At 61.8% G+C, this 21,918-nt stretch carries 18 protein-coding genes and 1 pseudogene; 9 read left to right on the forward strand and 10 right to left on the reverse strand.

Annotation, left to right across the window (positions count from 1 at the left end; genetic code table 11):
* The first annotated feature begins 36 nt into the window (after nt 1-36).
* Together BSF40_RS24930 and BSF40_RS24935 are read left to right on the forward strand one after the other, a co-directional pair.
* Nucleotides 37-1,617, forward strand: a complete 1,581-nt coding sequence (locus tag BSF40_RS24930) for an arylsulfatase (RefSeq protein ID WP_095967226.1) — start codon at nt 37-39, stop codon at nt 1,615-1,617.
* 112 nt (nt 1,618-1,729) lie between these two features.
* Nucleotides 1,730-2,536 carry a glycosyltransferase family 2 protein gene (locus BSF40_RS24935; RefSeq protein WP_095967227.1) on the forward strand — a complete coding sequence of 269 codons (807 nt, stop codon included), beginning with the start codon at nt 1,730-1,732 and terminating at the stop codon, nt 2,534-2,536.
* Nucleotides 2,537-2,601: 65 nt separating this feature from the next.
* Here the strand turns inward: BSF40_RS24935 and BSF40_RS24940 are convergent, their stop codons facing one another.
* The 3 genes from BSF40_RS24940 to mqo form a co-directional block, all read right to left on the reverse strand.
* Complete coding sequence (locus BSF40_RS24940; RefSeq protein WP_095967228.1) at nt 2,602-3,234, reverse strand: c-type cytochrome; 633 nt, start codon at nt 3,232-3,234, stop codon at nt 2,602-2,604.
* Between the two features lie 10 nt (nt 3,235-3,244).
* Entirely contained in the window at nt 3,245-4,486 is a 1,242-nt protein-coding gene (locus tag BSF40_RS24945; RefSeq protein WP_095967229.1) for a molybdopterin-dependent oxidoreductase, read from the reverse strand.
* Between the two features lie 313 nt (nt 4,487-4,799).
* Nucleotides 4,800-6,446, reverse strand: a complete 1,647-nt coding sequence (gene mqo, locus BSF40_RS24950; RefSeq protein ID WP_095967230.1) for a malate dehydrogenase (quinone) — start codon at nt 6,444-6,446, stop codon at nt 4,800-4,802.
* A gap of 401 nt (nt 6,447-6,847) precedes the next feature.
* On the opposite strand from mqo, the gene ilvD reads away from it, so the two are divergent.
* On the forward strand, nt 6,848-8,530 hold the full coding sequence (ilvD, locus tag BSF40_RS24955; RefSeq protein ID WP_095967231.1) for a dihydroxy-acid dehydratase: 1,683 nt from the start codon (nt 6,848-6,850) through the stop codon (nt 8,528-8,530).
* A gap of 77 nt (nt 8,531-8,607) precedes the next feature.
* Here the strand turns inward: ilvD and BSF40_RS33610 are convergent, their stop codons facing one another.
* The 3 genes and pseudogenes from BSF40_RS33610 to BSF40_RS24965 all read right to left on the reverse strand — a co-directional run bounded on the left by BSF40_RS33610 (nt 8,608) and on the right by BSF40_RS24965 (nt 10,992).
* Nucleotides 8,608-9,471, reverse strand: coding sequence for a methyl-accepting chemotaxis protein (locus BSF40_RS33610; RefSeq protein ID WP_371918122.1), 864 nt, complete (start codon nt 9,469-9,471; stop codon nt 8,608-8,610).
* A pseudogene (locus tag BSF40_RS33615) lies at nt 9,466-10,242 on the reverse strand (MCP four helix bundle domain-containing protein); the annotation flags it as partial. The gene BSF40_RS33610 and the pseudogene BSF40_RS33615, both read right to left, overlap by 6 nt.
* Before the next feature lie 75 nt (nt 10,243-10,317).
* A complete protein-coding gene (locus BSF40_RS24965; protein ID WP_095967233.1) occupies nt 10,318-10,992 on the reverse strand; it encodes a DUF2238 domain-containing protein in 675 nt (224 codons plus the stop codon).
* Between the two features lie 158 nt (nt 10,993-11,150).
* Here BSF40_RS24965 and BSF40_RS24970 point away from each other — a divergent pair, with 158 nt between their 5' ends.
* Nucleotides 11,151-11,582 carry a nuclear transport factor 2 family protein gene (locus BSF40_RS24970; RefSeq protein WP_095967234.1) on the forward strand — a complete coding sequence of 144 codons (432 nt, stop codon included), beginning with the start codon at nt 11,151-11,153 and terminating at the stop codon, nt 11,580-11,582.
* A gap of 132 nt (nt 11,583-11,714) precedes the next feature.
* Here BSF40_RS24970 and BSF40_RS24975 read toward each other — a convergent pair whose 3' ends face one another.
* Nucleotides 11,715-12,530 (reverse strand): AraC family transcriptional regulator, encoded by an 816-nt coding sequence (locus BSF40_RS24975; protein ID WP_095967235.1) that lies wholly within the window; start codon nt 12,528-12,530, stop codon nt 11,715-11,717.
* 134 nt (nt 12,531-12,664) lie between these two features.
* Here BSF40_RS24975 and BSF40_RS24980 point away from each other — a divergent pair, with 134 nt between their 5' ends.
* Complete coding sequence (locus tag BSF40_RS24980; RefSeq protein WP_095967236.1) at nt 12,665-13,183, forward strand: carboxymuconolactone decarboxylase family protein; 519 nt, start codon at nt 12,665-12,667, stop codon at nt 13,181-13,183.
* 435 nt (nt 13,184-13,618) lie between these two features.
* On the opposite strand, the gene BSF40_RS24985 is transcribed toward BSF40_RS24980, so the two are convergent.
* Genes BSF40_RS24985 through BSF40_RS24995 form a run of 3 tightly spaced genes read right to left on the reverse strand, consistent with a single transcriptional unit; the run spans nt 13,619 to nt 16,595 of the window.
* Nucleotides 13,619-15,127 (reverse strand): tripartite tricarboxylate transporter permease, encoded by a 1,509-nt coding sequence (locus tag BSF40_RS24985; RefSeq protein WP_095967237.1) that lies wholly within the window; start codon nt 15,125-15,127, stop codon nt 13,619-13,621.
* A gap of 15 nt (nt 15,128-15,142) precedes the next feature.
* Nucleotides 15,143-15,628: a tripartite tricarboxylate transporter TctB family protein gene (locus BSF40_RS24990; protein ID WP_095967238.1), complete on the reverse strand. Its 486-nt coding sequence runs from the start codon at nt 15,626-15,628 to the stop codon at nt 15,143-15,145.
* 1 nt (nt 15,629) lies between these two features.
* Nucleotides 15,630-16,595 (reverse strand): tripartite tricarboxylate transporter substrate binding protein, encoded by a 966-nt coding sequence (locus BSF40_RS24995; RefSeq protein WP_095967239.1) that lies wholly within the window; start codon nt 16,593-16,595, stop codon nt 15,630-15,632.
* 347 nt (nt 16,596-16,942) lie between these two features.
* On the opposite strand from BSF40_RS24995, the gene BSF40_RS25000 reads away from it, so the two are divergent.
* The 4 genes from BSF40_RS25000 (at nt 16,943) to BSF40_RS25015 (ending at nt 21,891) form a co-directional block, all read left to right on the forward strand.
* Nucleotides 16,943-17,200, forward strand: a complete 258-nt coding sequence (locus tag BSF40_RS25000; protein WP_095967240.1) for a DUF2790 domain-containing protein — start codon at nt 16,943-16,945, stop codon at nt 17,198-17,200.
* 85 nt (nt 17,201-17,285) lie between these two features.
* Nucleotides 17,286-17,957 (forward strand): heavy metal response regulator transcription factor, encoded by a 672-nt coding sequence (locus BSF40_RS25005; protein ID WP_007979096.1) that lies wholly within the window; start codon nt 17,286-17,288, stop codon nt 17,955-17,957.
* An 8-nt stretch (nt 17,958-17,965) separates the two neighbouring features.
* Nucleotides 17,966-19,396, forward strand: a complete 1,431-nt coding sequence (locus BSF40_RS25010) for a heavy metal sensor histidine kinase (RefSeq protein WP_095967241.1) — start codon at nt 17,966-17,968, stop codon at nt 19,394-19,396.
* Nucleotides 19,397-19,503: 107 nt separating this feature from the next.
* Nucleotides 19,504-21,891 carry a DUF3772 domain-containing protein gene (locus tag BSF40_RS25015; RefSeq protein WP_095967242.1) on the forward strand — a complete coding sequence of 796 codons (2,388 nt, stop codon included), beginning with the start codon at nt 19,504-19,506 and terminating at the stop codon, nt 21,889-21,891.
* Nucleotides 21,892-21,918 lie beyond the last annotated feature (27 nt).

The raw sequence follows: 21,918 nt of genomic DNA on the forward strand, positions 1-21,918 counted from the left end.
GCCCTGCGCGACGCCCGTCAACAAGGAGCCAGTCAGATGACTCGCATAAAAAAGTGGCTGCCGAAACTCGCCCTGGTGGCGACAACGGTCATGGCAATGGCGGCGAATGCCGCTGACAAACCCAACATTCTGGTGATTTTCGGCGATGACATCGGCCAGACCAACATCAGCGCCTATTCCATGGGCGTGGTCGGCTACAAGACGCCGAACATCGACCGCATCGCCCACGAAGGCATGCTGTTCACCGACTATTACGCGGAGAACAGCTGCACCGCCGGGCGCTCGTCGTTCATCACCGGCCAGTCACCGCTGCGCACCGGCCTGACCAAGGTGGGCGTGCCGGGCGCGCCGATCGGCCTGCAAAAACGCGACATCACCATCGCCCAGGCGCTCAAGTCCCAGGGTTATGCCACCGGCCAGTTCGGCAAGAACCACCTGGGCGACAAGGACGAGTTCCTGCCGACCAACCACGGTTTCGACGAGTTCTTCGGCAACCTCTATCACCTCAACGCCGAAGAGGAACCCGAGCGCCCTTACTGGCCCAAGGATGACCCGGACTTCGTCAAGTCCAGGACGCCACGCGGCGTGATCCACAGCTACGCCGACGGCAAGATCCAAGACACTGGCGCGCTGACCGCCAAGCGCATGGAAACCATCGACGATGAAACTACGGCGGCGGCGCAGGCGTTCATCGAGAAGCAGGCCAAGGCGGACAAACCGTTCTTCGTCTGGATGAACACCACACGCATGCATTTGTTCACCCACGTGCGCGATTCGATGAAGGGCCAGAGCGGCATGCCCGGCAACGATTACGCCGATGGCATGCTGGAACACGACGGCGACGTCGGCAAACTGCTGAAGACCCTCGACGACCTGAAAATCGCCGACAACACCATCGTCGTCTACACCACCGACAACGGCCCGAACCAGTTCTCCTGGCCGGACGCAGCGACCACGCCGTTCCGTAACGAGAAGAACTCCAACTGGGAAGGCGCCTACCGCGTGCCGGCGATAGTCCGCTGGCCGGGCAAGATCAAGCCGGGCGAAGTGTCCAACGAGATGTTCTCGGGCATGGACTGGTTCCCGACCCTGCTGGCAGCCGCGGGCGAAACCGATGTGAAGGAAAAGCTGCTCAAGGGCTGGGCACCGACCTCAGGCGGTACGCCTTTCAAGGTGCACCTGGACGGCTACAACCAGCTGCCCTACCTGACCGGCCAACAGCCTAAAGGTCAGCGCCGCGAGTTCTACTACTTCAACGACGACGGCGTGCTGGTGTCCATGCGCTTCGACAACTGGAAAGTGGTCTTCGCCGAACAGCGCGAACCCGGTGGCTTTGCGGTGTGGAGCAGCCCGTTCGTGCCACTGCGCGTGCCGAAGCTGTTCAACCTGCGCATGGACCCGTATGAACGGGCTGACCTGGTCTCGGACCAGTACAACGACTGGCTGGTGAAAAACTCCTACCTGATGGCCGCGGCTGTGGCCAAGGCGGCGCGCTTCCTGCAGACCTTCATCGAGTACCCGCCGAGCCAGAAGCCTGCCAGTTTCAGCGTTGACCAGATTCGCGCGGCAGTCGATGCGAAAATCGAAGAGAAGCTGAAAAACCAGGCCAAACCCTAGGCGTATCGAGACCGCCTGAATGCCAACGGCCAACCCGCCCAGGTGAAATTAAGCTTGGGCTAAGGTTGCTTGTTTAGTCTTCGAGGCTTTCAGGTAGTCGAGCATTTCGAAGATGGCCCGTGTCGATACAAGCGCCAAACCGCCGTTCAGCATCGTGCTGGTGAATTACAAAACCCTCGATCTGACCAGGATCTGCCTGGACCTTTTGCGTGAGCCTGCACGCAAAGCCGGCATACCCGTCTGGGTGGTGGACAACGATTCGGCGGACGCCAGCGTCGAGTATCTGCGCTCACTGGACTGGATCAACCTGATCGAACGCGATGCCCCCACCAAAGAACCCGGCCACATCGCCCATGGCAAGGCACTGGACATGGCGCTGGCCAGGATCAATACCGACCATCTGTTCCTGATGCACACCGACACCTTCGTCTTCGATGCCAGCATCTTTACGATGATGATGGATCACTGCACCAGGGACCGAAATGTCATCGCGGTCGGCTGCACCGAACAACTCAATCGTGGATTGCCAAGAACTGTCTGGCGCTTCACCTCACGCTTCGCGAAGCACCAATTTCGCCGCCTGAAACTCTCCTTGGGCCTGCGCTCAAGAGAGCCGAAGCCCTACACCGAAACCCACCTGAAAAGCTTTTGCACCCTGTGGAATTGCAGGCTGATGAAGCAGCAGGGTCTGCATTTCCAGATCGATGACCGGGTGCCCGGTTATGAGCTGCAAGACCGCGCGATCGGCCTCGGCTACAAGGTGGTGTTTCTGTCGCCCGGCAAAATCTTCAAGTACCTGGACCACGTCCAGGCCGGCACCGTCGCCGCTGCGGGGGGATATGGCCGCAATCACCGGCGGACCAAGATGTACCAGGACATTCTCAGGCGCTTCAGTGCCGTCAACCCCTCGATGGATTGAACAAATCGCACTCACCCAAAAGCCCACTGAACCGGCGATGGTCAGTGGGCTTTTTTGCGTCAGGCTCACTGGCTCATGATGAACGTCGCCAGGCTTTTCAGGTCGTCCGGGCTCAACTGCGCGAAGGGCGGCATGGGCACCTCCCCCCACTTCCCGCTGCCGCCGTGCTGAATGCTGGACATGATCCGAACCAGCGCCTGCGGGTCATTGGCATATTTGGCCGCCACATCGTGATAGGCCGGGCCAACGACCTTATGGTCGATTACATGACAGGACAGGCACGCGTTGTCCTTGAGCAAAACCGAAGCCTCTTTTGCCACCGGCACCTTCGGCGGCTCCATCGGCGGATTCGAGGCCGCCTGGACATCGGCGTCGCTGGCCTTGGCACTGCCGTAGGTGGCCGCCAGGTAGGCACCGATCACACTCACGTCCTGGTCGCTGATTGGAGCACCGTAGACGTGCTGCATCTTGCCCGCTTCGGCGGTCCACTGCGCCAGGCTCATGCCGGGCGGCTGGAAGCTGACGTAGTCGGCCGAATGGCAGATGGAGCACTTCTGCTGCGCCAAAGGGTAGCCAGGCAGCGAACTGGGCTTGAACGCTGCCGTTTCGGGCGGCAAGGTGATCGAGAGTGGCGCGGCGTCAGCCAGGGTCATCAGGCAAACCTGGGCGGCGCACAGCAGGGAGGTCAAAAATTTCATGCAGCCCTCCTCAGGCGACGGTCACGTGGCGGGTTTCGACGACGTGGCGGCGGTAGCCACCGGGGTTCCAGTCCGCTTGCAGGGGCTGCGTCTCGCCGGCCCTGTTGCTGGCTCGCACCATCAACTGAGTGGCGCCCTTGTTGGTAAAGGTGATCGGCAACGTCCACTCACGAAAGGAGAAACGGCCCAGGTCCTGCCCGAGGGTGGATTCGCGCCAGCTGGCTGCGCCGTCGATCGATACCTCGACCTTGTTGACCCCGGCGCCGCCGTCGAACGCGATGCCCTTGAGCACCAGGCTTTGGTTCAGCGGCAATACATCGCCGTGTTTGACGCTGGTGATGAAACTGCGCACCGGCAATCTGGAAATCGGTTGGGTGTTCGCCGCCGTGGTGCCGGGGGCAATGCACAGGCAATCGTTATCCGGAACCCGATACCCCTTGGCCATGAAGAAGCCGTCATAGGTATGGTCGACGACTTCGATCTCACTCAGGTGCTTGACCCAGTACGTGCCGAAATAACCGGGCACCACCAGACGAATCGGGTAACCGTTGAGAAATGGCAGGTCGGTGCCATTCATCGACCAGGCGATCATCGGCTCGCCGTCCATGGCATGGCTGATGTCCAGCGCCTTGATGAACTCCGGCGTGCTCGGCAGCACCGGCTTATCGACTCCACGGAAGGTCACTTGCATGGCACCGGCTTTCACTCCGGCCTTTTCCAGTACCGCCTTGAGCGACACCCCCAGCCACCGCGCATTACCCATCGAGCCATTGCCCAACTGAGCCCCGAACACCCGCGGCATCGAGAAGCCACGGCTGTTGCCCGAACACTGATTGACGGCCACCACCTCCACCGGCTCGGCAAGCGCCTTGAGTTCGGCAAGGGAAAGCGACAACGGCGTGTCGACCAGGCCCTTGATCGTCAGGCGGTAGCTGTCCGGATCGATGCTGGTCGGAAAATTGGCCAGGTGGTAACGCACGAAAAACGCGTCATTGGGCGTGATGGCCCCTTCATTGAAGACAGAGAACGGCGTCTCCAGGTGCGGCGGGCGCGTGGTCACCAGGGTCAACGGGCGTTTTTGCGGGTATTGCACCAATGGTCGCGGGCCCGCGGCAAAGGTCACTTCTTCAGTGTTTTCCTCGGCGGCCCTGGCGAGATTTGCCACCGGCGAAGCCGCCAATGCCAAGGTGAAAGCATCGCGTAAAACCCGCCGGCGGCTCGGCTGGCGGCTGTCTATAAAACTGAACTTCATTCTGCGCTCTCTATGATTGTTTTATCGAGATGCAACTGACTACTGTGGGAGCTCGCTCCTGCAAATTCCCGCCAGGGCGAAGAGATATCAGGCTTACGGTTTCGCGTTACCCAGGTCGGTAAACAAACCAGTATCCTCAGGGCCAAACTGCCTGCTTCTCATTGAGCGTCAACGACTTGACAATTGATGACAGAAAACCCCCGTAAAGGCCGACGTAGACACTCCGGACTCAAAGCATTGCCTGTACCATCGCCCACAAAAAAACCCACTGACCGTCGCCGGTTCAGTGGGCTTTTTTTGATCCGGCGTCTAGTTACAGAGCCATATCACTCGCAGCACTAGCCTTCGGCGCTTTCGCATCCGTGTCGACAGTCACTGGTTTCACAGCCGGTGCAATCACCGCTGGTGGCGGAGTCAGTTCCAGCACCTTGGCAGTGTAGGCCCACTCTTCGGCAACCTTCTCGGGGCTGTTGTTCAGCTGGGTGCCGTAGCTCGGCACGATCTTGTGCAGTTTTGCCTGCCACTCAGGGCTCGCGACCTTGTCCTTGAACACTTTCTGCAGCACGGTCAGCATGATCGGTGCGGCGGTCGATGCGCCTGGGGAGGCGCCCAGCAGGCCGGCGATGCTGCCGTCTTGCGAAGCGACGATTTCGGTGCCCAGTTTCAGCACGCCACCGGCAGCTTCGTCACGCTTGATGATCTGCACGCGCTGGCCGGCTTGCCACAGGCGCCAGTCTTCAGCCTTGGCGTTCGGGAAGTATTCCTTCAGGGCGTTGAGGCGGTCTTCGTCAGACAGCATCAGCTGGCCGGCGAGGTACTCGACCAGCGGGTATTCCTTGATGCCGACCTTGGTCATTGGCCACACGTTGTGGGTGGTCGTGGTGGTCAGCAGGTCCAGGTACGAACCTTCCTTGAGGAACTTGGTGCTGAAGGTCGCGAACGGGCCAAACAGGATCACGCGCTTGCCGTCCAGCACGCGGGTGTCCAGGTGCGGAACCGACATCGGCGGTGCGCCCACCGAAGCCTTGCCGTAGGCCTTGGCCAGGTGTTGTTCGGCGATGGTCGGGTTCTCGGTCACCAGGAACGAGCCGCCGACCGGGAAGCCTGCGTATTCCCGGGCTTCAGGAATGCCGGACTTCTGCAGCAGGTGCAGGGCACCGCCGCCGGCGCCGATGAACACGAACTTGGCGTCGGTTTCGGTCTTGCTGCCGTCTTTCAGGTTTTTGTAGCTGACGCGCCAGCTGCCGTCTTCGTTGCGGGTGATGTCCTGCACTTCGCTGGACAGCTTCAAGTCGAACTTCGGCGTGGTTTGCAGGTGTGCAACGAACTGACGCGTGATTTCGCCGAAGTTCACGTCAGTACCCAGCGGGCTCCAGGTGGCCGCGACCTTCTGGCTCGGGTCACGCCCTTCCATCATCAGCGGCACCCACTGCTTGATCACAGCCGGGTCTTCGGAGTACTGCATGCCAGCGAACAGCGGGCTCGCCTGCAGGGCGTCGTAGCGTTTTTTCAGGAACTTGATGTTGTCATCGCCCCACACGAAGCTCATGTGCGGCGTGGAATTGATGAACGAACGCGGGTTCTTCAGCACGCCTTGCTGAACCTGCCAGGCCCAGAACTGACGGGAGATCTGGAAGGCTTCGTTGATTTCAACGGCCTTCGGAATCGAGACCTTGCCGTTCTCGTCTTCCGGGGTGTAGTTCAGCTCGGCCAGGGCGGAGTGACCGGTACCGGCGTTGTTCCAGCCGTTGGAGCTTTCCTGGGCGACGCCGTCGAGGCGCTCGATCATTTCCATCGAAGTGCCAGGTTCCAGCTCGTTGAGCCAGACACCCAGGGTCGCGCTCATGATGCCGCCGCCAATGAGCAGTACGTCGACTTTCTTGGCTTCTTCAGCCTGGGCTGTCGTCATCCCCAACGACAAGGCCAGCCCCAGCAGGGCTGTGTTCACTTTCTTAAACATCTGTAGCACCTATGATAAAACGCCATCCGCCCTTCCATCCTCACGCGCACAGCCCCGTGTTTCACGGCAGTCACGGATGCGGCACTCAAGGATTGCAGGGTGGGCACACAAGGCCGATGAACCGCATCGACCCCAGTTTTTTGTCCCTTCTGAACTGACTTTTTATCTTTATTGGCTTCAGCTACTTGAGCGACAGTGATTCGTTCGCCCGTCGCGAGGACAGGTAAACAGAATAGGTCAAACCAAGTTGTTGCGAAGAATATCACGACAAGGCTAACCCGCGCGTCTGTTCCCGACTCGATGGTCCGGTCACTGATAGTGCCGTAGAAGCCGGTGCACGAGGTGACGGCGGATCGGCGACTATACTCAGTGGTCTTCAGATGAGCCGGTGAGGACAAGTCATGAGCGACAAAGACGATCTGCGCAAGTACTCCTCTCAAGTGATCGACGGCGTGGAGGCCGCACCGGCACGCGCCATGCTGCGGGCCGTGGGCTTTACCGATGCAGACTTCGACAAGCCGCAGATCGGCATCGCGTCCACCTGGGCCATGGTCACGCCCTGCAACATGCACATCGACAAGCTGGCGCTCGAGGCCGAAAAAGGCGCGAATGCCGCCGGTGCCAAGGGCGTGATCTTCAACACCATCACCATCTCCGACGGCATCGCCAATGGCACCGAAGGCATGAAGTATTCGCTGGTATCGCGCGAGGTGATCGCCGACTCCATTGAAGTGGTCACCGGTTGCGAGGGTTTCGACGGCCTGGTGACCATCGGCGGCTGCGACAAGAACATGCCGGGCTGCCTGATCGGCATGGCGCGGCTCAATCGTCCGTCGATCTTTGTCTATGGCGGCACCATCCAGCCGGGGGCCGGGCATACCGACATCATTTCCGTGTTCGAGGCCGTGGGCCAGCACGCGCGGGGCGACATCAGCGAGATCCAGGTCAAGCAGATCGAGGAAGTGGCGATTCCCGGCCCCGGCTCCTGTGGCGGCATGTACACCGCCAACACCATGGCCTCGGCCATCGAGGCGCTGGGCATGAGCCTGCCCGGCTCCAGCTCCCAGGACGCCATTGGCGGCGACAAGGCCTCGGACAGTTTCCGCGCCGGGCAGCAGGTCATGGAGTTGCTCAAGCTCGACCTCAAACCCCGCGACATCATGACCCGCAAAGCCTTCGAGAATGCGATCCGCGTGGTGATCGCCCTCGCCGGCTCGACCAACGCCGTGCTGCATCTGCTGGCCATGGCCAACGCGGTGGATGTCGAGCTGACCCTGGATGACTTCGTCGAGCTGGGCAAGATCTCCCCGGTGGTCGCCGACCTGCGTCCCAGCGGCAAGTACATGATGAGCGAACTGGTGGCCATCGGCGGCATTCAACCGCTGATGAAGCGCATGCTCGATGCCGGCATGCTGCACGGCGATGTGCTGACCGTCACCGGCCAGACCCTGGCGCAAAACCTCGCCGGCGTGCCCGACTACCCGGCCGGCCAGGACGTGATCCGGCCGTTCGACCAGCCGATCAAGAAGGACTCGCATCTGGTCATCCTGCGCGGCAACCTCTCGCCCACCGGTGCCGTGGCCAAGATCACCGGCAAGGAGGGCCTGCGCTTTGAAGGCACAGCGCGGGTCTATCACGGCGAGGAAGGTGCGCTGGCCGGCATCCTCAATGGCGAGGTGCAGCCCGGCGAGGTGATCGTGATCCGCTACGAAGGGCCCAAGGGCGGGCCGGGCATGCGCGAAATGCTCTCCCCGACGTCTGCGGTCATGGGCAAGGGCCTGGGCAAGGAGGTGGCGCTGATCACCGACGGGCGTTTTTCCGGTGGTTCCCACGGTTTCGTGGTCGGTCACATCACGCCGGAAGCCTTTGAAGGCGGGCCGATTGCGCTGGTCGAGAATGGCGACAGGATCATCATCGATGCGCAAACCCGGCAGATTACCGTTGATGTCTCCGATGCCGTGCTGGCCGAGCGCAAGTCGCGTTGGGTACGGCCGGAATCCAAATACAAGCGCGGGGTGCTGGCCAAGTATGCGAAGACCGTGTCCAGTGCTTCGGAGGGGGCGGTGACGGACAAGTACCTTTAAGGTCAACAGATCGCAGCCTGCGGCAGCTCCTACATGGATCGCGTACCTCTGTAGGAGCTGCCGCAGGCTGCGATCCTTTAAAGCCTGAACCGATCCACCGACTGCGACAGCTGCCCCGCCAGACTGGACAGTTCATCCGTGGTCGAAGCCGTCTGCCCGATCACCTTGCTGTTGCCTTCGGACATGCCGGCAATCATCTCCACCTGATGGGCGATCTCGTTGCTGGCCAGGCTTTGCTCGCCGATGGTACGGCTGATGTCATTGACCAGTTGCGTGGTGTGCAGCGTGGCATCGAGGATCTCGCGGATGGCGCGCTCGACATCGGCCGTCACCGCCATGCCTTTGTCGACCTGGGCCACGCCCTCCTCCATGCTGATCACCGCCTCGCGGGTGCTTTGCTGGATCCGTGCGACCATGCTGGCGATTTCCTGGGTGGAAGCGCTGGTGCGCCCCGCCAGGCTGCGGACCTCATCGGCCACCACGGCAAAACCGCGTCCCTGCTCGCCGGCGCGGGCGGCTTCGATGGCGGCGTTGAGTGCCAGCAGGTTGGTCTGGTCAGCAATGCCCTTGATCACCTGGATGATGTTGAAAATCCCCTCGGACTCCTTGTCCAGCGTGCGGATCACCTGCGCCGACTGCTGCGCCGAACGCGCAATGCCATCCATGTCGCTGACCACCTGATGGATCACCCGGCCGCCGTCCTTGGCCAGGGCTTCTGCCTGATTGGCCATGTTCAGCGCCCGTTCGGCATGCCGGGTGATTTCCTCGATGCTCGCGGTCATTTCGCTGGCGGCCGCGGCCATGGTGCTGGCCGCCGCGCTTTGCTGCTGGCTGCTGCCGGCCACCTCATGGCAGCCGTTGCTCAGCAGTTCGCTCATGCCGCTGACGCCGTGGGCGTTGCTGCGCACGACCTCGATCATGCCGCGCAAATCCCGCTGCATGGTTGCCAGGCTACGAATCAAGGCGCTGGCTTCGTCCTTGTGGGTGGGCTCGACAATCGGCTCGCTGAGGTTGCCATGGGCGATGCTCTCGGCAATGCGGCTGGCGGTTTGCAACGGGCCCATGATGCTCAGGATCGCCGAACGCCCCAGGGCCAGCAGCAACAACAGGCTGGCGATCAGCACGCCGCCGAGGGTCAGGTTGGCGTTGCTGATGGCAAGCGCTGTGCCCTGGCTGGTCTGTTGCGTGTCGCTTTCGATCAACTCGCTGAGGGCCTCCATCTGGTCTTCCAGTTGGCTGAAGGCGTTGTTGAACGTGCCCAGTTCCTGTTGCGCGGCTTCCGGGTTTTCCAGGGCCAGCCCGACGATACGCTCGGCAGTGCCGATGTAGGTGTCGAGGCTGGGCTTGATCTTGTTCAGGCCGGCCTTGATGGTGTCGTTGACCGGCAGCTTGAGGTTTTCCCCGAGCACTTCGCGAAAGCGTTGGGTGTGCTCTTCGATGGAACTGCGCACCTCGGCTTTGCTGCTGGTGCTCTTGTTCAAGCCCACCAACATGGCCGACAGCACGTCGGCGCGCAACGCGTCGTGCATCATGTCGGCTTCGAGGTGATTGCGCAGCGCGGCCATGCTGACGTTGTCGTTGCCCACGGCCTCGGCCATCCGGGCGTTCCCCAGGTAACTGACCAGGCTCATGATCAACGCAGTCAGTAGTCCGGTGCCGATCAGCAACATTAAACGCAGTTTTATGGACACTCTGTGGTTCCTCTCTGGCACGTTAGGCGGCGGGGTTCCCCCGCGCGGATGGCACTCTTGAAGAGGTTATCGACGGGGCCGCGCAGTAATTGAAGCCTATTGCCAAAGATTGTGTTTTTTTCGACATGCGGTCGTCACCGGGTGCTTTTGCCGCATGCCGTGCAGGGACACCAGCGACAGGCTGGCAAACGCACCGGCGACCGCGATGGCCATGTCCTTTTGCGAATCCCACGGATCGTTTTGCGCGCCGACGAAGGCCTTCGCCGTGTCATTGCCCAGGAAGGCACCGCCGATCCACTCCACCAGTTCGTACACGGCAGAGGTCGACAGCATGATGTTCAGGGTCACGAAGAACAGCCAGAACCCGCGCAGCGGCGTCAGCCGCCACAGGATTTCGCGCACCGGATAAGCGAGCAGCAGCCCGTAGCTCAGATGCACCAGCCGGTCGTAGTGATTGCGGTGAGCACCTGCCGCCCGGTCGAAACTGAAGCCCAACCACGCCGAAGACCAACGATCGTAAGGCACCAGGGAATAGGTGTAATGGGCGCCCAGTTCATGCACGCACAGAAACGCAAACACCAGGGTGACGGACATCGCCGACAAGCGGAATCGCCGAGAAACCGCGACCAGGGTGCCCACCAGCAACAGCACCAGCAGGTTTTCCAGCGCCCAGTCCACCCGGCTGCGGGGAGAAAAACCCGACACCACGACAATCACCACAAACACCATGAGCAACGTCAGGTCGTGCCGTATACGTTGGTTCGGCTGCATGGCTGGAATACCTCGAAGTCAGGACATCGCCCTTTTAACTTCGAGGCAAGGTCGCCGGGCAAGTTCGCTTTTTCCCTCCAGCGCATGCTAGGTTGTACGATGACTGATGAACAACCATCCAGTCATCGCATCATCCCTACAACAACAAGGAAACACCCATGAAAAAAGCAAAAGTGCTGATTGGTTTGCTGTGCCTGTTCACCGGCTACGTCGCCGCCACCCCGGCTGCCCCGGACAAGGACGTGGCCCAGGCCGTCGACCACCTGACCCAGGCCATGCTGCACAAGGACATCCCGGAACTGAACGCCTTGACCGCCGAGAACCTGACCTACGGGCATTCCAGCGGTAAGATCCAGGACAAGCAGGCCTTCATCGCCGACATCGAAACCGGCAAAAGCGCGTTCAAGACCCTTGAGATGCAAAACCAGACCATCACCGTCTCCGGTGATGTCGCGCTGGTGCGCCACCATTTCTCGGCGCAAGCGCTCAAAGGCACCGAAGTGGTGCCCACTGAAATCGAAAACTTCCAGATCTGGCAGAAGCAGGACGGTAAATGGCTGTTGGTGGGACGGCAGGCGTTCAAGTTCTGATGCACTGCTAAAGCCACCACAAAACCTGTGGGAGCGGGCTTGCTCGCGAAGGCGGAGTGTCAGACACCTATGATGTCGACTGACATGCCGCCTTCGCGAGCAAGCCCGCTCCCACAGGGGGATTTGCGCTGGTCAACTGCCCTTCCACTCCCGCGGGCTCAGCCCGGTCTTGCGCCGGAACGCCCGGGCCAGCGCCGAGGGGCTCTCATAACCCACTTCCTCGGCAATCAGCGCTATCGGCCGGCCCTCGCGCAGGCGCTTCTGCGCCAGGCTGATGCGCCAACTCACCAGGTAATCCACCGGCGTCTGCCCGACCACCCGGCGAAAGTGTTCGGCGAAACTGGCCCGCGACATGTTGGCGGCGACCGAGAGTTCGGCCACGCTCCAGGCCTTGGCCGGGCTTTGATGCATCAGGCTCAGGGGCCGCGCCAGGCGCGCATCGGCAAGGCCCGCCATCATGCCCGGTCGCTGGCCCGTGGTGCTCAGGATGTGCCGCAGCAACAGAATCACCAGCAGCTCGAACAGGCGATCCATCACCGCTTCACGCCCGCACGTACCGTCGAACGCCTCGTTGAACAGCCATTCCAGGGTCCCGGCCAGGGTCGGGATTTCATCGAGCTTGAGCACCAGGTAATCCGGCAGTGCCGCCGCCAGGGCATTGCCCGCACCGCCGTCGAAATCCAGGGTCGCGCACACCAGTTGCGTGCCGGATGCTTCAGACGCAAACAGACGATGCCGATAGGGCCGGGGGAAAAAGATCAGGCTCGGCTCGGTCAGTTGCAGGTCCGGCTGGTCGCCCATTTTGAGCAGCAACTCGCCGGCCTGAAGCAGGTGTAAATGACCGCTGGCCTGTTGGCCGTCGTAGGCGACGGTGCCGCAGAACATACCGCTATGGAAAGTGCCGGCATTGACGCCGAAATGGGTGAGCAACGTGGACAAGCGATCCATGACAAGGCTCCCGAAGGCAGTTCTGGACGATCTGTCGCATATCCTCGACGATTTGCATCCAATACACCAGACCTTCTCCCTAACATGAGCTCCGTACCCCGCGCATTCCGCGCCTCACACCACGGAGTATCACCATGACCCGCATTGCCCCGATCAGCCTGGAAAACGCCACCGACACCACCCGCCCCCTGCTGGAAGCCGTGCAGAAGAAAATCGGTTTTCTGCCCAACGTCTTCAAAGTCCTGGCCCACGCACCGGCCGTGCTGGCCTCGTACCTGCAAAACTCGGCCGCACTGGGCAAGACGTCCCTGAGCGCCAAGGAAAAGGAAGCGGTGTCCCTCGCCACTTCGCAAGTCAACGGCTGCGACTACTGCCTGGCGGCTCACTCGGTGTTTGCCGGCAAGGCCGGGCTGTCGAAGCAGGAGATCCTCAGCGCACGACACGGCGAGCTTAACGCCATTGCCACCCTCGCCCGCCAGGTCACCGAAAGCCGTGGCCATCTTAGCGTCGAGCAGATCGCCGCTGCCCGTAACGCGGGTATCGACGACGGCAAGATCATCGAAGTGATCGCCCATGTGGCTGCGCAGACGCTCACCAACTACCTGAACAACGCAATCCTGACCGACATCGACTTCCCGGCCATCGACGCCTGAACAGATCCAGCGATCCTGCCCGAAACAACCTGTGGGAGCGGGCTTGCTCGCGAAGGCGTCCGGTCAGTTGACATTTATTTTGCTGACACTCCGTCTTCGCGGGCAAGCCCACTCCCACAGGGTTAGTGGGTGTACGCAGTATTCGGGAACGACCGACATCACTGTGGGAGCGAGCCTGCTCGCGAAGGCGTCCGGTCAGTTGACATTTATTTTGCTGACACTCCGTCTTCGCGGGCAAGCCCACTCCCACAGGGTTAGTGGGTGTACGCAGTATTCGGGAACGACCGACATCACTGTGGGAGCGAGCCTGCTCGCGAAGGCGTCCGGTCAGTTGACATTTATTTTGCTGACACTCCGTCTTCGCGGGCAAGCCCACTCCCACAGGGTTAGTGGGTGTACGCAGTATTCGGGAACGACCGCCCCCACAGGGATTGCTCAATCATCCTCATGCAACTTAATCCCGCGTTTATGCAACACATAAGGCACCACCAGCACCAGCAGCGTCAGGGCGAGAAAGAACGCCGAGATCGGTTGCGTGACGAACACCGTCCAGTCGCCCTCGCCGATGGACAAGGCGTTGCGCAGTTGTTTCTCGGCCATCGGCCCCAGCAGCATGCCGACGATCACCGGGGCGACGGGGAAGTCGAACCGCCGCATCAGCACCCCGCCCCAGCCAATCGCCAACATCAGCAGCAGGTCGAAGGATGAGTGGCGCATGCCATACACGCCGATGGTGGCGAATACCAGGATGCCGGCGTTCAGGTACGGCCGGGGGATCTGCAGCAGTTTGACCCACAGCCCCACCAGCGGCAGGTTCAACACCAGCAGGATGACGTTGCCGATGTACAGCGAGGCCACCAGCGTCCAGACCAGGTCGGCGGAGGTTTCGAACAGCATCGGCCCCGGTTGCAGGTTGTAGTTCTGGAACGCGGCCAGGAGGATCGCCGCGGTGGCGGACGTCGGGATGCCCAGGGTCAGCAACGGCACCAGGGATCCGGTCGCGCTGGCATTGTTGGCTGCTTCGGGACCGGCGACACCCTCGATGGCGCCCTCGCCCTTGTTGGCGGAAAACTCCTTGGGGTACTTGCTGAGCTTGCGCTCGGTGGAATAGGACAGAAAGGTCGGAATCTCCGCGCCGCCCGCCGGAATCGAACCAAACGGAAAGCCGATCAGCGTGCCGCGAAACCACGCCGGCACCGAACGCTTCCAGTCGGCGCGGCTCATCCATAACGAGGTCAGGCGATGCCGCCCTTCGTTCGATGGCGTTTGATAGAGCAAGCTGTACAAGGCCTCGCCCACCGCAAACAAACCGACCGCCACCAGCACCACCTCGATACCGTCCACCAGTTCGGGAACGCCCAGGGTGTAGCGGGCAATGCCCGAGGTCGAGTCCAGGCCGATCAAACCGATGGTCAGCCCAACGCCCAGCGAAGCAAACCCTCGCAGCATCGAGGCGCCGAGCACCGCCGACACGGTGGTGAACGACAGCACCAGGATCGCGAAATATTCGGTCGGGCCGAAATTCAGCGCCAGCCTGGCCACAACCGGCGCAAACAGCGTCAGCAAAACCGTGGCGATGGTGCCCGCGACGAAGGAGCCTATCGCCGCCGTTGCCAGCGCAGGGCCGGCGCGGCCGTTGCGTGCCATCTGGTTGCCCTCCAGGGCCGTGACCATGGAAGACGATTCACCCGGGGTGTTGAGCAGGATCGAGGTGGTGGAACCGCCGAACTGCGCACCGTAGTAGATACCGGCGAACATGATCAGCGCGCCGGTAGGGTCGACCTTGGCGGTGATCGGCAACAGCAGGGCCACCGTCAGCGCCGGGCCGATCCCCGGCAACACACCGATGGCGGTGCCGAGCAGGCAACCGATGAACCCCCACATCAGGTTGATCGGGGTCAGTGCCGAGGAAAAACCCATCGCCAGGCTTGAAAGAATGTCCACGGTGTCTATCTCCTTTCAAAGCCAGATGTTGATCAGCGACGGCAGGGAAACCCCCAGCCCGGCGTTGAACAGCCAGTAGATCGGCAGGGTCAGGGCAATACCGATGGCCAGGTCCCGCAGCGGATGACGGCTGCCGAACCCCCGCGCCGAACAGGCGAACAACAAGCCGGCGGCCAGCACAAAACCGATGAGATTGATCAGCAGCGCCACCCCGACAAGCCCGGCGGTCACCCAGGCGGCGCCGGTTTTTCCTCCGGGCACCGTGCCCGTGTCGTCGTTATCCAGCTCGCGAAAACCGCCGCTGAGCGCCTGAAAGCTCAGCAACAGGCCCACACCGCCGAGAAACGCCGCCACGACATAGGGGTAAACGTAGGCCGGGAGGATGACGAAACCCATTTCGGGCGGAAACCGGTAGGCACCCAACGCCAACACCACGCTGATGGCGATCAGGCCGATGCCGACCGCCAATTGCGTCGGCACCACTGCGCGCAGTGTGGCCATCTCAAAGCAGCCCGACCTTGATCAGCATGGCGCGCAACCGCACGTGTTCTTCCTCGACGAATTTGCCGAACTCATCGCCGGTCAACACGCTGGGCGTCCAGGCGTTGGCCTGGATATTGTCCTGCCAGACCTTGCTGTTGGTAGCGGCCACCACAGCGTCGATCACTTCTTTGCGCTGCTGCGGGGTAAGGCCCGCCGCACCGTAAACGCCGCGCCAGTTGCCGATCGTCACGTCATAGCCGCTCTCCTTGAGGGTCGGTGCGTCAATGCCGGGAACACGCTCCGGCGCGCCGATGGCCAGGACACGGAACTGACCGCTCTTGATGTACTGGCCCAGCTCGGCGAAACCGCCGGTGATCACCTTGAGCTGGCCGCCCAGCGCCTGGGCAACCACCTCGCCACCGCCACCAAACGCCACGTAGTTCACCTTGTTGACCGGCACGTCCAGCTTGCCCGCCAGCTCGGCAATGCCGATGTGATCCACCGAGCCCTTGGAGCCGCCGCCCCAGGTGATGCTCGTCGGCTTGTCCTTGAAGGCCTTGATCAGGTCATCGAGGGTCTTGTATTCCGATTCCTTGCGCACGGCGATCACGTTGTACTCGGTGAACAACCGGGCAATGGGCGTCACATCCTTCAGGCTGATCTGCGATTTGTTCTGTTCGATGCCTGCGACCATGATCGCCCCGACCACCAGCAACGCATTCGGATCGCCCTTGGTGCTGTTGGCAAATTGCGCCAGCCCCAGGGTCCCGCCCGCCCCACCCTTGTTCTCGAAGGTCACGGCCTTGGCCGTATTGGCTTCGACCATGGCCTTGCCCAGCACACGGGCAGTCTGGTCATAACCACCGCCCACCGAGCCCGGGGCCATGAATTTCACGGTATCGAGGGCGAAGGCCGGTGCGGCAAGCACGGCAGCGGTCAAACCGGCGGCCATGCAGCGACTGAAACGACGGATCAAAGCGGACATGGGCATCTCCTGATTGCGTTGTTTTTATAGGTGCCGCTTGCCCATCGAGGTGTTCGAAGAGCATGGGCCTGCAAACAAGCTTAGGCCATGGATCCGCGGGTTGCTGCTGCCCCCTGTGGGAGCGAGCTTGCTCGCGATGACGGAGTGTCAGTCGACATTTTCGGTGTCTGACACACCGCTATCGCGAGCAAGCTCGCTCCCACAGGGGGGTTGCGGTGTTGCCGGCGGCGTTTCATTACAACTTTGTCATCAAGTTGTTGGTCGGCTGTCCGGATCACACCGTTAGCCTGAACTCACTGTCAGGCCAGACCCGGCAGCCCCCCTGCCCTTGTAGAGAGAGATTCGTCATGAAACTGTTGATCGCGGGCTTTGCCGCCCTGCTCGCCACCGGTTCGGCGTTTGCCGCCACCCAGCCCACCTCGCCGATCATCCACGACCAGGACGGCTTCTATGTCCCGGTGCAAGTGGCCAAAGTGCTGTCCATGACCGACCTCAACGGCAAGTGCGGCATCGTGCCCGCGCAGTTCAACTACCTCGACCACCAGGGCCGCGAGCATCAACTGAACTATCAGGTTCAGGGTGTGAACTGCCTTGGCGAGAACTGAGCGGATGCCTGCCGTCACCGCCGATCGGGCTACACTTGCGCCACTGATGCGCCCCCGTAGCCCGACCGAATCAGGCGGATTTTCCATGAACATCCTCGTAGTCGAAGACGAACCCAAGGCCGGCAATTACCTGCTCAACGGCCTGCAGGAACTCGGATACACCGTGAACCTGGCGCGCGACGGCGTCGATGGCCTGCACCTGGCCCTGGAACACGACTTCGATGTGATCGTGCTGGACGTGATGATGCCGAAGATGGATGGCTGGGAAGTCCTGCGCCGCCTGCGCAAGGAAGCCGACACACCGGTGCTGTTCCTCACCGCCCGGGATGACATCGCCGACCGCATCAAAGGCCTCGAACTGGGCGCCGACGATTACCTGATCAAACCCTTTTCCTTCGCCGAACTGGTGGCGCGCCTGCGCACCCTGACCCGCCGTGGCCCTACCCGGGAAGACGAACACCTGCACGTCGACGACCTGCAGATCGACGTGCTCAAGCGTCGCGTCAGCCGCGCCGGCAACCGCATCACCCTGACCAACAAGGAATTTGCCCTGCTGCACCTGTTCGCCACGCATCAGGGCGAAGTGCTGTCACGCTCGATGATCGCCTCGCGGGTCTGGGACATGAATTTCGACAGCGACACCAATGTCGTCGATGTCGCGGTGCGCCGCCTGCGCCTGAAAATCGACGACCCGTTCCAGCTCAAGCTGATCCACAGCGTGCGCGGCATCGGCTATCGCTTCGACACTCAACCTTGAATGCCCCCATGAATGCCATGACGCCGCTGCGATCCGCCTCTCGTCTGAGCCACTCCCTGACCCTGCGCCTGGCGCTGGTGTTCGCCCTGCTGGCGTTTGTCTCGCTGGCGCTGCTGGGCGTGGCGCTGTACCGCGACCTGGAACGCGAGTTGATCCATCGCGACGACATTGCCCTGATCACCCGCATCGACCAGTTGCGTACCTTCCTCAACGACAGCAACACCCTGGACCTGATCAAGGCCAAACCCGCGCTGTTCCAGAACATGATGGGCAACCGCGAGGCCCTGCTGACCATCGGCACCCCGGGGCAGCCGCCGTTGCTGGTGGTCAACCCGGGCAACCTGACAATGCCGGTGCTGACCCCGGTGGCGATGGATCATCGACTGACCCTGGACGACGTGCAGCATTTGCCCAACGTCAACGGCGTGCCGTTTTCCGCCCTGGCGGCGACCATCGACTCCGGGGACCTGGGCAGCCTGCAAGTGGTGACCGGGCGCCTGATGACCGAACGCACCGCCGTGCTCGCCGATTACCGGCTCAACGTCTACCTGTTCGCCACCCTGGCCGCGATTCTGCTGGCGTTGTCCGGTTATGTGCTGGTGCATCGCGGCCTGTTGCCGGTGCGGCGCCTGGCCCGCCACACCCAGAGCATCGACGTCGGCAACCTCAACGAGCGCCTCGACAGCCAGGGCGCACCGCTGGAGCTGCTGCCGATGATCGACGCCTTCAACGCCATGCTCGACCGCCTGGACAAAGGCTTTGTGCAATTGGGTCAGGTATCGACCGACATGGCCCACGAACTGCGCACGCCGATCAACAACCTGCTCGGCGAAACCCAGGTGGCCTTGCAGCAGAACCGCAGCACCGACGCCTATCAGCAGTTGCTGGCCTCCAATGTCGAAGAGCTCGAACGCCTGGCGCGCATGCTCGACAACATGCTGTTCCTGGCCCGCACCGATCCGCGCAGCGCCTTGCGCCAGCGTCAGGAACTGGATGCCGCCGACGAAATGCAACGCATGGCCGACTATTTCGAAGGCCCGGCGACCGACGTTGGCATCTGCATCAAAGCCCACGGCAGCGGCTTGATCTGGGCCGAGCCCATGTTGCTGCGTCGTGCCCTGGCCAACCTGTGCGCCAACGCCATCAAGTACGGCGCGCCGCATTCCGAGCTGTGCATTCACGCCAACCCGACCGCCAACGGCATCCAGGTGCAAGTGCGCAACCATGGCCAGACCATCCCGGCGCAGCATCTGTCACGGCTGTTCGAACGCTTCTACCGGGTCGATGAATCCCGCGAACGCTCGGCCCAATCCAACGGCCTGGGCCTGTCGATCGTGGCGACGATCATGCAGCTGCACAACGGCGCCTGCCATGTCAGCAGTGCCGACGGCATCACCTGCTTCGAACTGTTTTTCCCGGCGCGGCAACAGCATGAGTAGCGCCCGGGCGAAAACCGGCCGGGCACTTTCGACAAAACATCGCTCAAGGGTGCGAGTCATGGCCTAACCTCATTGGCTAAGTGACTAACAACCCGTCGAGCTCGCCGATGTTCAATGTATGGAAGTCAATGATTTACGTCGCCTTCGCACTGCTGGTGGCGACCCCGGGATGGCTGTCGGCGGCGACCATGGCCGACACCCTTGCTCCCGCCCCCACAGCCCCGGTCATCAGCATCTCCGACAGCGAATTGCTGGGGTTGCAAAACCAGCTGAACAGCCTCAAGCAGCAGGTTTCCCAGGCCAGCACCTACACCCAGCTGGAAAGCTCACAGGACCTGGTGCTGGCACTGATCCAGAATATTGAAAGCCTCTCCACATCGCTGCTGCCTGGTCAGGCGCAGTTGCAGGCCCAACTCAACGTGCTGGGGCCAGTGCCGCTCGACGAGAGCCCACAGGTGACGTCTGGCATTACCACCCAACGAGACATCCTCAGCGAGCAAAAAAACAAGATCGACAACCAGCTCAAAACCCTGGCCGCGCTGAAAGTCAGTGCCGCCGAGCTGATCACCCAGATTGCCAGTATTCGCCGCAGCCTGCTGGAGGCGGAGGTGACCCAGCAGACCGCCAGCATCCTGAACCCGCGATTCTGGTCGCCCTTGTTCAATCTTCCGCTCGATGACCGCCAACGTTTCAGCACCCTCGTCCAGCAACTCAAGGCCACGCACCAGGCGGCCTGGCAACCTGGTCAACGCGCAATCACGGCCTCCCTGCTGGTTCTGGCCCTGGTCATCTGGACCCTGGGGCGAAAATTCGCCGGTCGGGGTCTGGCGTGGCTGTGCATTCATCGAATGCCCGAAGGCCGGTTACGGCGCAGCTCCCTGGCATTGGCCTCGGTACTGGCGACGGTGCTGAGCGCCGGCATCGCCCTGCAATTGCTGCACTTTGCCGCGACCCGGCAACTGCCCTACACCCCGTTGCTGGCCGATCTGGCGCAGTACCTGGAAAAGCTGGCCTATACCTGCGTGATGATCACCGGGTTGAGCCGCGCGTTGCTGTCGACCAAACATCCTTCATGGCGCCTGCCCGATATCGCCGATCCGGTGGCGCTGGCGATAGAGCCCTACCCCAGGCGGCTGGCAAGCCTGCTGCTGGTGCTGGTGACACTGGTGCAGATGAGCAACGTCACCGGCATGAGCGCCGAAGTGGTGTTGTTCGGCCGGGGAATCGTGGCGTTGGTCGTGGCACTGGTGATCGGCGCGCTGCTGTTGCGCGTCAGCAAGACCCGACGGGCGCTGATCGTTGCCGGAGAGACTCCCGAAGGCGTCACCACGTCCGCCGGCCTGATTTATGTGTTTGCCGGCGTTGCCGTGGTGGTGTCCCTGTTCGCCCTGGTGATCGGCTACGTGACGATGGCCCGGTTCATCACCTATGAAATGGTGTGGATTTTCATCGTCTTCGCCGCGTTCTACCTGCTCACGCAGGTGTACCAGGACACCTGCGAATCGCTTTTTTCACCCAGGCAACCTACCGGCAAGGCGATCAAACAGCTGCTGGGCATCGGCAATCCACGCCTGGAGCAGATATGCACCGTGTTTTCCGGGGCGGGCCGCGCCATCCTGATGCTGGTCGGCGTCATTGCGTTGTTTGTCGGCGGCGTAGGTACGACGTTCGGGCAACTGGTCACCAGCACCGCGGCCATTCTCGGTGGCGAAGGGCTGCGCAAGCTGAACATCGTCCCGGACAACTTGATGCGCGCCTTCCTGACACTGCTGATCGGTGTCTACCTGATTCGCACGCTACGCCGCTGGCTGGACGGCGAGTTCCTGCCGAAGACCGAGATGGACCCGGGCATGTGCGCCTCGCTGAGCACCCTGTTCGCCAACATCGGATACGCGTCGATCGTGCTGCTCACGCTGTCGTCGCTGGGGATCAAGTGGACCAACCTGGCCTGGATTGTCAGCGCCCTGTCAGTGGGCATCGGCTTCGGCCTGCAGGAGATCGTGAAGAATTTCATCTCCGGCCTGATTTTGTTGACCGAGCGCCCGGTGAAGGTCGGCGACCTGATCAGCATCAGTGGCGTCGAAGGCGACATACGACGGATCAACGTACGGGCCACGGAAATACAACTGGCCGACCGCTCGATCATGATCGTGCCCAACTCGCACCTGATTTCGCAGAACCTGCGCAACGTCACCCTTGGCGGCAGCGCCCAGGGCGTGGTGATACTCGAACTGATGTTCCCGCTGGATATCGATCCGGAACTGGTGCAAAACCTGCTGATGGACAGCTATACCGAGCACGAATCCATTCTGGATAAACCGGCGCCGTTCTTGCGTTTCAGCCAGTTGAAACCGGAAGGCATCACCTTGACCATCACCGGCTACGTCGGCAGCCCGCGCACGGTTGGGGCGATCAAGAGCGAGTTGCTGTTTGAAATTCTCAAGCGCCTGGGTGCCGCGGGCATTGAACTGGCGAAACCGCCACCCGCAGCGTGATTGTGGGAGCGATGGTGCAGCCGACCA

It is taken from the genome of Pseudomonas sp. ACN5, assembly GCF_002303975.1.
GTDB classification, from domain to species: Bacteria; Pseudomonadota; Gammaproteobacteria; order Pseudomonadales; family Pseudomonadaceae; genus Aquipseudomonas; species Aquipseudomonas laurylsulfatiphila.